This is a genomic window from Mesorhizobium sp. M0019 (assembly GCF_040323975.1).
Classification (GTDB): domain Bacteria; phylum Pseudomonadota; class Alphaproteobacteria; order Rhizobiales; family Rhizobiaceae; genus Mesorhizobium.
The window spans coordinates 1-12,051 of the sequence record NZ_JAMYVK010000090.1 but is presented as its reverse complement, the minus strand read 5'-3'; the positions used below and the strand labels follow the sequence as shown (position 1 = coordinate 12,051).

Below are 12,051 nucleotides of genomic sequence, written 5' to 3'. Positions count from 1 at the left end.
TCCGCTCGACGGCCTTGCAATCGAGTGATTCCTGAATAGCAATATGCGACATTGCCGTAGTTGGGGTCGCGCCATGCCAATACATTTGGCTGGGGTGAGTTGGCAGCGTGCCTGTCACTATTGCAGAACTCGGCAGCGCAAGACTTCGCCAAGTGCGAGACGCTGCGGCCCCGGTAAGGTTCAGCGGCGGTATTGTTCGTCGCTGACTTTCTCCATCCGCTCGACGGCCTTGCAATCGAGTGATTCCTGAATAGCAATATGCGACATTGCCGTAGTTGGGGTCGCGCCATGCCAATACATCATGATGATCCAGGAGCAGGCGGGGCGCATCGAAGAAGCTCGTCGGACGGGGCGGCGCAGCTTGTCGCGGCGCGGCCAACCTTCACCATCACGTCCTGGTTTAGAACGCAGTTCCGTAGTGATGTCGAGCGGATGGCCGCAGACATGGCCTCGCACCGCGCGGCCGGTGTCTCGGAACAGTCGATGCGCGTCACCCGATCCGGGCTTTGGGATTTTGCGACTAAACGGCAGCAACGAGGGTCATTGTTACGCGTTCGCCAAGCGAACGCGCCACTTTCCGACCTCAGCACCTCTAAGCGCGAACGTCTGGTGTAATGCCCGATGCGCGCGTTCGTAGGGCCATCTCGCTGTTACATCGCGGTGACAAAAGCACCGCGACGGTGGCGTCAACCGGTTACCAAGGGCAGCAAATATCTCCGGCCTTCTGGGAGTGGCGTGTCAGCGTCCCCAGAGGCTGCGTGGGCGTGTCGCCGGTTGGCTGTTAGCGCGGCGACTGGAACGCTCCACGCCTCGCAAGCGGGATAGCGAAATCTCGTGAAGGCAAGGTCGAGCTGCGTTTTCCGTTCTGTATCGGCGACGGGCGGCGACTGGGAGAGACGGATACCATGCACGTGGGGCGTCTGGAAGTTGGCAGGACATGGACGCGGGGCGGCCCGCGTGCAGGCGCTTGGCTGAGCGGTGCAATGACCACGCAGCGCCACCTCGCAGCGATCATGGTTTGCGACGTGGTCGGCTATTCGCGCCTGACGGAGCGCGACGAGCGCGGCACGCTCGAGCGGCTGAAGATCTACCGCAAGGACCTCCTCGAACCGCTGGTCTCTGAGCACCGGGGTCGGATCGTCAAGCTCACCGGCGACGGCATGCTGTGTGAGTTCGCCAGCGTCGTCAACGCGGTGGCCTCGGCGATGGCGATCCAGCAGGCCCTGGCAGAACACGAGGCGGAGATGCCCGAGGAAGAGCGGATTCGCTTCCGCATCGGCATCAATCTCGGCGACGTGGTCTGCGAGGAGGACGGCGACCTCTACGGCGACGGGGTCAACATCGCCGCCCGCCTCGACAGCATCGCCGACCCCGGCACCGTGGTCGTCTCAGGCACCGCCTACGACCACCTTCAGGGCAAGCTCGACTGCGGCTTCACGCCGCTCGGCGACCTGCGCCTCAAGAACATCGAGCGGCCTGTGCGCGCCTACCGCGTCGAGACCGACGCCGGTGCCTCGGTGGCTGCATCGCCTCCGCTGCCCGCGAAACCCTCGATCGCGGTTTTGCCTTTTACCAACATGAGCGGCGATCCCGACCAGGAATACTTCGCCGACGGGCTGGTGGAGGACATCATCACCGGATTGAGCCGGGTGAACTCCTTCTTCGTGATCGCCCGCAACTCGTCCTTCACCTACAAGGGCCGGGCGGTGGACCTTCGCCAGGTCGGGCGCGAGCTGGGCGTCCGCTACGTGCTCGAAGGCAGCATCCGCAGAGCAGGATCGCGGGTGCGCATCAGTGGGCAGTTGGTGGACGCGATCAGCGGACACCATGTCTGGGCCGACCGCTTCGAGGGCGACGTGAGCGATATCTTCGACCTGCAGGACAAGGTGACCGAGAGCGTCGTCGGCGCTGTCGAACCGAGCATCCGGCTGCAGGAGATCAAGCAGGCGCGCATGAAGCCGACCGACTACATCGGTGCCTACGACCTCTACCTTCGTGCGCTGCCGCGCTTCTACAGCATGACGCGCGAAGGCTTCGCCGACGTGCGCCGGCTCACCAACGAGGCGCTCAGCATCGACCCAGGCTTCACCCTGGCGAAGGCACTCGGTGCCTATATCCGCAGCCTGTCGGTGAGTCAGTGCTGGCACGAGCCCGACGATATCCGCGTAGCCGTGCGCATGGCTCGCGAGGTGCTGGCGGACGCGCGAGACGACCCGACAAGCTTGCGTTTCGCCGCGCAGGTGATCGCCTACAGCGCCAAGGATTACGAGACGGCGCTGGACACGATCGAACGGTCCCTGCTCCTTAACCCCAATTCGGCGCAGGGCCATACGGGCAGCGGCTGGGTGAACGCCCATTCCGGCCACCCCCTCGTCGCGATCGAGCACTTCCACAGGGCAATGCGGCTGAGTCCGGTCGACCCCGAGAAGGGCATCGCGCTCTCCGGCATCGGGATGAGCTACCTGATGCTCGAACGCTACGAGGAAGCGCTGGTTTGGGGAGAACGAGCGCTGCGCGAGATGCCGAATTACGGCTCCTCGCACCGGGTGGTGATCATGGCGCTGCTCAAACTTAACCGGCTGGACGAAGCGCAGGCGGCGGCGCGGCGGCTGATGGAGGCGTTCCCGACCTACACGCTCACTCTGCAGAGACAGATCAACCCGTGGCGGGACAAGGTGTTCGCCGAGCGTTACGTCGAGGCGCTGGGCATCTCCGGCGTGCCGGAGTGATCGTCGCGTTTGCAAAGATGCCCTCTCCTGCGCGTCACGTCCGGCCAGGCGACGTCCCTTGATCCCGCGTCGCTTCTGGAAGGATAGTTCTCTGGCCGGCTTGTCGAGAACTGAGCGCGTAGAGCAGCTGTGAACAGCCGGCGCGAAGGCCGACGGACGGTTGGCGCGTCGTGGCCAGCGGCTCTTTTAGCGACATCGTTCGCAATTCGGAAGTTATGCAGACCTATCTGGGGCGGCCGCAATGAGCACCACCCTCACCGCCGAAAACATCGTCACCGGCTACGGCAAGCAGGAGATCGTCCATGGCGTTTCGCTAAGCGCGGAGGCTGGTAAGATCACCTGCATCTTCGGACCGAACGGCTGTGGCAAGTCGACCCTGCTCAAGGCGATTGCCGGCGCGCTGCCGGTGTGGAGCGGCACGGCCAGCCTGGGCGATACAACGCTCTCCAACCTTGCCGTCCATGAGGTGGTGCGCCAGGGGCTGGTGCTGATGCCGCCGGGCGGCGGTGTGTTTCCGCGCCTCACAGTGATAGAGAATTTGCGCATGGGGGCTACGCCATCGCGGACAGCCGGCTAGTCGAACAGCGCATCGAGGCGGTGATCGAGCAATATCCTTCTTTGGCGCGGCGACGGCGAACCGCGGCCGGTTCGCTTTCTGGTGGTGATCTTTCCAGCCAATCTTGTCGAAGGCGATGTGGTTGAAGTCCATGATCCCGATCACCGATTGCCACGCGATCGGTCCTGGACGTGAGATTGCCGAGAGTCGAAGAGACCTGTCTGCTCATGGCATCTCGCCTTCAGCGACGATGTCCACCTCATCATCACGCTCCCCGCTCGTCTGGCCAACCGGAATGTCGCCGGCGAGCAGCTTGTCCTTGGACAGCAGGCCAGCGTCCTCGAGTGCCTCGAAATCCGGCAGGTCGCGCAAGTTGTGACACCAATTAGTCAGGAGACGCCGAGCTGGCGTGTCTTTGAACATTTGCGACGCATCTTGTCCTGGCAATGCACGAGTTTGTTGCCTGCTCGCACAAAGTGCTCGAAACCGGTAAGGTCCTGGGTTAGAAGAGCTGGCAGGATGCCCCTTATGAAAAACTCGACGATGGACGATACCGACGATGGGCGCCCGAATGGCGGACGCAGCGCTCTGTTCACGCCGCCCGGCGATGCGTCCGGCGCGGAGCGGGTTTCGCGCCGGCGCAAGGCGCTGCTGTCGTCCTCGATGGTCGGCTCGACCAATCGCGGCCGTGTGCTGCAGGCCCTGTTCGATCTTGGGCCGACGAGCAGGGCTGAACTGGCCCGCCTGGCCGGGGTCAACCGCACCACCATTTCCGGAATCGTGCAGCCGCTGATCGACGATCAGGTGCTGGTCGAGAGCGACCCGGTTCCTCCCAGTCCGGGCGGCGGCAAGCCGGCCCGGCCGCTGTGGTTCTCGCCCAATGCCCGTCCGATCTGCGGTGTGCTGCTGATGCCGGATGCCGTGCATGCCTGCGTGGCGACGCTCGACGGCAAGATCGAATCGGAACGCAAGATGGCCCTGCCGGACGGCAGGGGGCCGGTCCGGCCAATCATCGAGTCGATCGCTGAATGCGTCGGCGACACTCTCTCCAGGGCGCGGCGCATGCCTCTCGGGATCGGTGTTGGCGTCGGCGGCATGGTTGACACCGATCGCGGGTCGATCGTCGCTGTCAATCTCGCGCCGGCGCTCGACCGCTACCCGCTCGCCGACGATCTCGGGCGACGCTTCGGCCTGCCGGTCAAGCTCGACCATCATCCGCGCGCCTTGCTGGTCGGCGACCGCTGGTTCGGCGCCGGGCGCGGCGTCAGGCAATTCGCGGTCGTCTACACGGGCGAGGTGCTGGGCGGCGCACTCTATTTCGACGGGCACCTCTATCGTGGCACGGCAGGCGCAGGCGGCGAACTCGGACACACTTTCGTGCAGCTCGACGGCGAGCCCTGCCGCTGTGGCAGGCGCGGCTGCTGGGACACCATTGCCACCTTGAGCTGGCTCCGGCGGGAGGCCGCCCGCACGGCTCTGCCAGAGCCAGACCTAATCGACTCGGCCCGCCTCGTCGACATGGCGGCGCGGCGGCTGCCGGGAGCGGCTGAGCTGCTCGACCGGTATGCCCGCAACGTCGCCGTCGGCATCGCCAATCTGCAGCAGACGGTGGCGCCCAACATTTTCATCATGCATGGCGATGTCGTGCTCGGCGGCGATTGCCTGCTCGGCGCAATCGCGGAGCATGTCCGCGCCATGGTTCCGTCACGACCCGGCGGCGCGATCGAATTCATTGCCGGCGATGCAGGTGACCGGGCCGCCCTCCTAGGCGCAGCCGGTCTGGTGATTTCCGAGCTACTGCAGCTTCCGATCTAGGTGTTCCGACACCCAACTATCCAGCGAGCCCCGGATAGCTTTGGAACCAGGGCTGCATACGTTCGAACTGAGCCGCCATCGCCAGAACGGTTTCGTCGGCGTGCCGCCGCCCGATGATCTGCAGGCCGACCGGCAGGCCCTGCGCCGTCAGGCCGGCCGGAACCGAAATCGCCGGATGGCCGGTATAGTTGATCGGATAGGTCATGCACCAGCCGATCAGCGGATCGACCGCCTCGCCATTGATCGATGTCGGCCCGATCGTGTTGCCGTCGGGGGCATTCTTGACGGGCGGAACGGCCAGCGTCGGCGAGACGATCAGGTCATGGGTTTCGAATACATCCTCGAGGCCGTCAAAGACGCCGGTGCGCAAAAGATCGTCGAGCGCATGGTCGACGGCGGACACCTTGTAGGCGCCCTCCAGCATGGCGAGGAACTGCGGGGTGAGCACCTTGGCATGCTTGCCCATTAGATCGATGCCCTCCTGTTTCCAGTACACGGCGATGGCAGCATAGTGGATCGAGATCGTGCGCACCCAAAGCGCCGCCAGTTCCTTGTGATCGGCCCTGAAATCGAGCTCGACCTCATCAACCTCAATGCCATGTGCTCGCATGACATCGACGGCCCGGGCAACGACGGTGGCGACCCCGGCTTCGACCGGAAAATTGCCCAGTCGCGGGCTGTAGGCCACGCGCAGTTTCGGCGTCCGCCCGGCAACGGCGCCGACATAGTCAACGCCGTGATCCGGCAGGCAGAACGGGTCGCGGTTGTGAGGCCCGGCCATGATCTTGGTCATCAGCGCGGCGTCCGCAACGGTGCGGGTCAGCGGTCCGATATGGACCAGAGGATGTCCCCACAAGAAGGCGTCGGGGCGAGTCACCGAAGGAATGCGGCCGAAAGAGGGCTTGAAGCCGACGGTGCCGCTGAACGAGGCGGGGATGCGGACCGAACCGCCGCCGTCCGTGCCTTGCGCCAGGGCCGCCATGCCGTCGGCGACCGCTGCCGCACTGCCGCCGGACGAGCCGCCGGAATTGTAGCCGATCGCGAAGGGCGTGCTGGTCGGCCCGAAGCGCAGATTGTCGGTGATACCTTTATGGCCGAACTCCGGCGTGTTGGTCTTGCCGAGCACGATGGCGCCTGCGTCGAGCAGGCGCTCGACCGCCACAGCACTTGTTTTGGGCACCCGGTCGTGCACCGCCCACGACCCCATCGAGGTCGGCACGCCGGCCATATCGTCGAGGTCCTTGATGCCGACGGGGACGCCATGCAGCGGTCCAAGCGGACCGCCTGCCATCACGGACTTTTCGGCGGCCCGCGCAGCTTCCATCGCCTGGTCGCCGAGAACCAGCGTATAGGCGTTGACCACCGGGTTGCGCGCCTCGATGCGGCGCAGATAGGCCTCGGTTACTTCAACCGGCGACAGGTCGCGGCGCCGGATGCGCTGGGCCAGTTCCGTGGCCGGCAGGAAACAGATCTGGTCGTCTGCAGAAGACATAAGCCGTTCCACCTTGTTGGGTGCTATTTGATGAACACTGGATTTGCCGCGCCGCCGGTGCCCTTGCTCACTTTGACCGGACTGGCGCAGTAGAAGCCTTCGTAGCGGCGGTCCGAGGCACAGTCGGCGGCCAGCAGGTCGAGCGATGCCATTTCGGTGAACGCCACGCCCAGATTGCGCATCAGCGCGGCGTGCAGCACCAGCATCAACCCGGTCTCGGGCTCGTAGGTTGTCTCGTTGGCCAGTGTGTCGGTAACCAGACAGGGGATCTGCATCTCGTCGAACCAGCGCACGAGGTCGAGGCTGAAGGTCAGTCCGGGTTCCCAATATCCATCGCCGACGCGCTGGCTTCCCGCCGCCAGTGCGCCGACCCAGCCGGTGCGAACGAGAAGGATGCTGCGCGGCAGTATATCGACCGCTTGGGCCCGGGCGCATTCCATGAGGTCGCGATGCGTGAATGTTTCAGCGCGCTCAAGGGCCGGTTTGCCGCGGAACCGGGCGATGTCGAGCAGCACGCCGCGTCCGACGATCCCGCGCTCCGCGATCGGCATGATGCTGGCCTTGGTCATGCCGCCATTGGTACTGCTTGCCGCGAAGCCGTTCCAAAGCGTGTCGTCGAACCACATGTGGCCGAGCGCGTCGCAATGCGTGCCGGCCTGTGCGAAGCTGGTGATATAGTCGTCTGCGAATTCGAGGCCGCCGGCAAGCGGTTGCCAGTGACCGTTCTCGAAGCCGGCCTTGTCGGCGACCATGAAATGCTTCGCCGGCCAGCGGCCGGGAAAGACGGCATCGCCCTCAGAAGTCCCGACCGGCACGCCGAGGGTGAAGGTGCGGCCGTCCCGCACCGACGCCAGGCCGCGCTTGACCTCGTCGGCGGTCAGATAGTTGAGCGCTCCGATCTCGTCGTCGGCACCCCAATGCCCCCAGCGGCTCGGCGCATTGCCCAGCAGCCGGCGCAGCGTCATCGTTTCAGCCGCGCTCATGCTTCCGCCTGCGCGGTCGCCGGCTGCCTGGCGCCGGTGATATAAGCGACGACGTCCTCCATGTTGGTGCCGGAACTTGCGAGATCGGCGACCTTGCGGCCCCTGCGCATCACCACCACGCGGTTGCACACCTGCCAGAGATGATCGAGATTGTGGGTGACCATGACGATCGTCAGCCCCTGGGCGCCGAGTCGTTTGATGAGGTCGAGCACCTCACGGGATTCGCGTACGCCGAGCGCCGCGGTGGGCTCGTCGAGCAGCAGCAGCTTGTGGCCCCAAAAGGCACCGCGCGCGATCGCCACCAATTGGCGCTGGCCGCCGGACATGCGATCCACCGGTTTGCTGCGCACCCCGGGGATCTCGATGTGCAGTTCCTCGAGGCCGCGCATCGCGATGTCGCCCATCGATTTGCGGCGGATCCAGCGCAGCAGCGCCGGGCCGCGGCCAAGCGCAATCTCGCGGCCGAGAAAGAAGTTTTCGGCGGCAGTGAACGTGCCGATCAGCGACAGGTCCTGATAGACCGTCTCGATGCCGAGGCGTTGCGCTTCGGACGGCGGCGACAACTTTTGCGGCCGCCCTTCGAGGATCACGTCGCCGGAAGTTGGGTCATGCGCGCCGGCCAGGATTTTGATCAGCGTCGACTTGCCGGCACCATTGTCGCCAACGAGGCCGAGTATGTCGCCCCTGGCGATGTCCAGCGAAACGTCATCGAGTGCCTGGATGCCGCCGAAGCTGCGGCAGATCCGGCGCAGGCTGAGCAGCATCTTCTGCGCCATGGCCTATCCCCTCGCATAGCGGCGGCCAATACCGCCGAGCGCTACGGCGACGACGAGAAGGCAGCCGGTGAACAGGAACTGCGTGAAGATCGGCGCGCCGATCATGGCCAGCCCATTGTTGCCGACGGCGACCGTCAGCACGCCGATCAAGGTGCCGAGGATATGGAACTGACCCTCTCGCAGCGCCGCCGAACCGAGGAAGGCGGCCGAAAACGACGTCAGCATGAAGCTGTCACCCGCCGTCACCTGGCCGGAGCCGAGATTGGAGGCCATCAGCACGCCACCTATAGCAGCACAGGTGCTGGCGATGGCGAAGGCAACGATGCGGCTGCGATCGACGGCGACGCCGGCGCGGCGCGCTGATTCCGGGCTGACGCCGATGGCCTTGATGTGTTGGCCCTGCACTGTTCGGTTGAGGATCACCCACAGCAGCGCAAGCACGACGGCCATGATGATGACGAGGTGCGGCACTCCGGCAATCCGGCCGATCGCGATATTTGTGAATTCGCGCGACTGGGTGAGCTGCAGCGGAATTCCGCCCGAATAGGCGTAGTTCAGCCCGACGACGATGGTGCCCGTGCCAAGCGTGGCAATGAAGGCGTTCACCCCGATCTTCGAAACGACAATGCCGTTGACAATGCCGATGACCGTTCCGAGGCCGACGACAAGGAAGATGGCGGGTAGGATCGGCAAGCCACTGCTGCTCAACAGCCCGACCACGAGAAGCCCGCAGAAACTCGCGACATAGCCGATACTGAGGTCGAAATCACCGGCGACGAGGGGCACGGTGAGGCCGGCCGCGACAATGGTGCCGATCGCCATGTCGTTTACGATGTTGCGAAAATTGCCGATGGTTGCGAAGGTCCCCGGCTCCAGCACCGAGAAGATCCCCAGCATCGACGCCAGCACGATGATGGTGCCGTAGGTTCCAAGCAGGCGCATGAGCAACGCGCGCCGCTGTCGGGCATTGGGCGAGGCATAGCCGGTCTGCGTTGACGGCAGGACGCGGGGCGCCTCTGCCGGAGCGTGGGTTTCGGGCAGGGAATGATCAGCGGACATGGCGGCTCTCATGACAGCACTCCGGCCCGGCCAGGCAAGTCCGGCCCAGACCCACAATCAGGAGAGCTTACTGCGGATTGTCCTTGATGAACTTGTCGACGTTCTCTTTGGTGACGAGCGTATAGCCTGGCACGAAGGATTTGGGCTTCCACTGGTCGCCGGCTGCCAGGATGTCGGGAATCTGATCGACTAGCATTTTGCCTGCCGAAGTCAGATCGACACCGAGCGTGGCGGTCATCGTCCCGTCCTTGACAGCCTGGACAGCGGGCGCCGTGGCGTTGAACGAATAGACCTTCACGTCGCTGCGGCCGTTCTGCTTCAGCGCCGCGATCGCGCCCATAGCGTTGTCGTCATAGCAGTTGAAGATGGCGAACGGCCCCTTGGCGTTGGCATTGGCTGCAAGCCAGGCGCTGGTCGCGGCCTGCGACGATTCGGCAGCACCCGGGATGCTGATCTCGTGCGAGGTCGCCTTGAGCCCCGGATTTGCCTTGACCGCCGTATCGAAGGCGTCGGCTCGTTCGCGGCACGGAATGCCGGGATGGTAGGTGAGGTCGAGTACAGTTCCGGACTTGCCGATGTCCTTCAGCATCAAGTCGATCAGCGGTTGCGCAGCACCGGTACTTGCAGATAGCGCGATCCCGTCTGCCATGCCGCCGCCGGCCGAAAGCACGGGGATCTTTGCGTCCGCCGCCGCCTGGAGCCCGGCCGCCAGGCCCGTCGAATCGAAGACCGTGACGATGATGGCGTCCACCTTCTTGGTTGCCAGCTGCTTGATGCTGGTGATCGCTTGCGAAGGATCGCCATTGGCATTGAGCGTTTCCACCGACCAGCCCTTAGACTTGGCTTCCTGGCTCATCGTGTCGACCATCTGGTTTGTGTCGACGTCGGATGTCGAGAAGGTGACGATGCCGATCGTCAGCTTGTCATTCGTGGCGAGGGCGGTCGACGTGAAGGATGCTGCGACGAGCGCTGCGGTCGAGAGTTTCTGAAAGCGGTTCACTGTGCGTATCCCCTGTTGACCGAGTGTTCCGGCTCACCTCCAGACCGCGCAGCAGCCCAGCTTGGGCGCCATCTACAGGTCGTCACAGTCAGTCTGTTTGTTCGTGCGAGCCACGTACTAACTATAGGCACAAGCTCTTATGCCGCGCAACGGCTAATTTCAACCGGCTTTGGTCACTCGAGGTTCAATCGCTGTGGGGCTCTTGGGGCAAGCGCGCAGCTAGGCCGCCTTCTTGATCTCCGCGACCTGAACGCCCAGTCGGAACGCCTGACCGTCTGCGAACGAACGCGCGTAGCTCTCAGATGTAAAAGGGACCGTGGTGGTGGTGCCGTTGACCGTCACGCGAACCGACCACTCTTTGTCCCTAATGATTTCAACGGCATGTTGCTCATGCGCAGCCATGCATTCCTCCCAGAATCTTCCGTTGAGGATGGGAGGATAGCGTCGTAAAACTGGTTTGCATGCAAATAATCCGACACCGCGACGTCGAAATGTCGAAACACGCACAGCTAGGCTTAAGTCGATGGCCTCGCCTTGAGCTGTTCGAGGTGTTCCTTGGCGAGGTTGAAAAGTGCGGTGGCAGTCTCTTCAGCCTCCGCCCGGAAGCGGACATCGCGGGTGACAATGCTGGAGGTCATGTTCGCGCCAACTGCGGATGCTTGAAGCGACCGCTCCGTCGGCTCAAAGAACGTTCCGCTCCGCCGGGTTTCGCTCTATCAACTCCGCCACAAGGCGTTGAAGCCGCCAGAGGCTGCTGTCATGTATGCCTTTGGCTTCGAGGTGAGAAACCGTGTTGAACAGGTATTCGGCCCCGCTTCCCCAATGACCGCAGGCCAGGGCCAGGACATCGGCAACGGCTTCAAGCGACTGACGACCGGCATAGAGAGGTGACGCGCGGTTCATCACAAAGGCCAAGGCCGAGATAGGCCCGGAAGCGGTCGCCACCGTGATCCACCGGGGCATGCTGTTGGCCGGCTTGTAGGTGAATTCGCGTCGAAAGAGTTTGCCGAATTGGCGTTCGAGGTTGTCCTTTGGCAGGTCGTACAGGACGCCGCTGCATTGCCCCCCACGATCGAGGGCCATCATAAGGCCTGGCTGCTCCGGCGTGCCCCGAAAACGGGCCATGCGAAAGCAGAAAGCCCGATGCCACCCACGAGCGAGGCCTACCTGCTCACCGATATGCTCGATCTCCGGCTTCCAGATCAAGGAGCCGTAGGCGAACAGGCGGGGCGGTGCTTTCGGGGCCGGATGAGTTCGGATCATTTGCTCGACCCAGCTGTCGTAGTCGGCATCGGTGTGTAGCTCGGCACCTGGCGTCAAACCCTGGTCCTGAACGACCTTGTGGACCCGCGCGACGTGGTCCGCGGTCAAGGTCAGCTTTCTCATTTGGCTCGGCATCCCGTGCTCCATCGGATCAGGATCGCGTATCCTTGGCAGATACTACGGGCGTTGCAAGATACGAACCGATGCACGGCGTGAATGAGTCTTTGCCCCTTCACCGATGACAGCAAAGCGCCCCGCATATTCGCCCTCGAACGATTCCATGTGGTTTCGGCAATCTAGAGCGTCGGACGTTCAGTTTGAATCGCGAGGGATTCCAGTGAGGCGTGGTTCATGATTCACTTCCTGTAGGAGGTGATT

At 63.8% G+C, this 12,051-nt stretch carries 12 protein-coding genes and 1 pseudogene; 3 read left to right on the top strand and 10 right to left on the bottom strand.

Annotation, left to right across the window (positions count from 1 at the left end; translation table 11 throughout):
• Window positions 1-180: 180 nt before the first annotated feature.
• Window positions 181-534, bottom strand: coding sequence for a cupin domain-containing protein (locus NKK47_RS33830; protein ID WP_352457244.1), 354 nt, complete (start codon window positions 532-534; stop codon window positions 181-183).
• A gap of 449 nt (window positions 535-983) precedes the next feature.
• Between NKK47_RS33830 and NKK47_RS33825 the strand changes: the two genes are divergently transcribed.
• Both NKK47_RS33825 and NKK47_RS33820 read left to right on the top strand, forming a co-directional pair.
• Window positions 984-2,729 (top strand): adenylate/guanylate cyclase domain-containing protein, encoded by a 1,746-nt coding sequence (locus NKK47_RS33825; RefSeq protein WP_352457243.1) that lies wholly within the window; start codon window positions 984-986, stop codon window positions 2,727-2,729.
• A gap of 241 nt (window positions 2,730-2,970) precedes the next feature.
• Complete coding sequence (locus tag NKK47_RS33820; protein WP_352579774.1) at window positions 2,971-3,306, top strand: ATP-binding cassette domain-containing protein; 336 nt, start codon at window positions 2,971-2,973, stop codon at window positions 3,304-3,306.
• A gap of 204 nt (window positions 3,307-3,510) precedes the next feature.
• On the opposite strand, the pseudogene NKK47_RS33815 reads toward NKK47_RS33820, so the two are convergent.
• A pseudogene (locus tag NKK47_RS33815) lies at window positions 3,511-3,657 on the bottom strand (SMC-Scp complex subunit ScpB); the annotation flags it as partial.
• A gap of 156 nt (window positions 3,658-3,813) precedes the next feature.
• Here NKK47_RS33815 and NKK47_RS33810 point away from each other — a divergent pair.
• Complete coding sequence (locus NKK47_RS33810) at window positions 3,814-5,100, top strand: ROK family protein (RefSeq protein WP_352457241.1); 1,287 nt, start codon at window positions 3,814-3,816, stop codon at window positions 5,098-5,100.
• Window positions 5,101-5,116: 16 nt separating this feature from the next.
• On the opposite strand, the gene NKK47_RS33805 is transcribed toward NKK47_RS33810, so the two are convergent.
• The 8 genes from NKK47_RS33805 to NKK47_RS33770 form a co-directional block, all read right to left on the bottom strand.
• Window positions 5,117-6,592 carry an amidase gene (locus NKK47_RS33805; RefSeq protein ID WP_352457240.1) on the bottom strand — a complete coding sequence of 492 codons (1,476 nt, stop codon included), beginning with the start codon at window positions 6,590-6,592 and terminating at the stop codon, window positions 5,117-5,119.
• A 23-nt stretch (window positions 6,593-6,615) separates the two neighbouring features.
• Entirely contained in the window at window positions 6,616-7,575 is a 960-nt protein-coding gene (locus tag NKK47_RS33800; RefSeq protein ID WP_352457239.1) for a cyclase family protein, read from the bottom strand.
• The gene (locus NKK47_RS33795; protein WP_352457238.1) at window positions 7,572-8,351 is read right to left on the bottom strand and encodes an ATP-binding cassette domain-containing protein; all 780 of its coding nucleotides are present in this window, start codon (window positions 8,349-8,351) and stop codon (window positions 7,572-7,574) included. Before NKK47_RS33795 ends, NKK47_RS33800 begins: the two co-directional genes overlap by 4 nt.
• A 3-nt stretch (window positions 8,352-8,354) precedes the next feature.
• On the bottom strand, window positions 8,355-9,410 hold the full coding sequence (locus tag NKK47_RS33790) for an ABC transporter permease (protein ID WP_352450301.1): 1,056 nt from the start codon (window positions 9,408-9,410) through the stop codon (window positions 8,355-8,357).
• A gap of 67 nt (window positions 9,411-9,477) precedes the next feature.
• Window positions 9,478-10,410 carry a sugar ABC transporter substrate-binding protein gene (locus NKK47_RS33785; RefSeq protein WP_352457237.1) on the bottom strand — a complete coding sequence of 311 codons (933 nt, stop codon included), beginning with the start codon at window positions 10,408-10,410 and terminating at the stop codon, window positions 9,478-9,480.
• Window positions 10,411-10,629: 219 nt separating this feature from the next.
• Window positions 10,630-10,812, bottom strand: a complete 183-nt coding sequence (locus NKK47_RS33780) for a hypothetical protein (protein ID WP_023679139.1) — start codon at window positions 10,810-10,812, stop codon at window positions 10,630-10,632.
• Between the two features lie 113 nt (window positions 10,813-10,925).
• Window positions 10,926-11,048, bottom strand: a complete 123-nt coding sequence (locus NKK47_RS33775; protein WP_023679140.1) for a hypothetical protein — start codon at window positions 11,046-11,048, stop codon at window positions 10,926-10,928.
• Between the two features lie 43 nt (window positions 11,049-11,091).
• Window positions 11,092-11,796, bottom strand: coding sequence for a gamma-glutamylcyclotransferase (locus tag NKK47_RS33770; RefSeq protein WP_352579773.1), 705 nt, complete (start codon window positions 11,794-11,796; stop codon window positions 11,092-11,094).
• Window positions 11,797-12,051 lie beyond the last annotated feature (255 nt).

Excerpts from the sequence above, each read along its gene's own strand:
- NKK47_RS33775 (WP_023679140.1), bottom strand. The coding sequence starts at position 11,048 with ATGACCTCCAGCATTGTCACCCGCGATGTCCGCTTCCGGGCGGAGGCT.
- NKK47_RS33800 (WP_352457239.1), bottom strand. The coding sequence starts at position 7,575 with ATGAGCGCGGCTGAAACGATGACGCTGCGCCGGCTGCTGGGCAATGCG.
- NKK47_RS33780 (WP_023679139.1), bottom strand. The coding sequence starts at position 10,812 with ATGGCTGCGCATGAGCAACATGCCGTTGAAATCATTAGGGACAAAGAG.
- NKK47_RS33820 (WP_352579774.1), top strand. The coding sequence starts at position 2,971 with ATGAGCACCACCCTCACCGCCGAAAACATCGTCACCGGCTACGGCAAG.
- NKK47_RS33805 (WP_352457240.1), bottom strand. The coding sequence starts at position 6,592 with ATGTCTTCTGCAGACGACCAGATCTGTTTCCTGCCGGCCACGGAACTG.
- NKK47_RS33790 (WP_352450301.1), bottom strand. The coding sequence starts at position 9,410 with ATGTCCGCTGATCATTCCCTGCCCGAAACCCACGCTCCGGCAGAGGCG.
- NKK47_RS33825 (WP_352457243.1), top strand. The coding sequence starts at position 984 with ATGACCACGCAGCGCCACCTCGCAGCGATCATGGTTTGCGACGTGGTC.
- NKK47_RS33770 (WP_352579773.1), bottom strand. The coding sequence starts at position 11,796 with ATGAGAAAGCTGACCTTGACCGCGGACCACGTCGCGCGGGTCCACAAG.
- NKK47_RS33795 (WP_352457238.1), bottom strand. The coding sequence starts at position 8,351 with ATGGCGCAGAAGATGCTGCTCAGCCTGCGCCGGATCTGCCGCAGCTTC.
- NKK47_RS33810 (WP_352457241.1), top strand. The coding sequence starts at position 3,814 with ATGAAAAACTCGACGATGGACGATACCGACGATGGGCGCCCGAATGGC.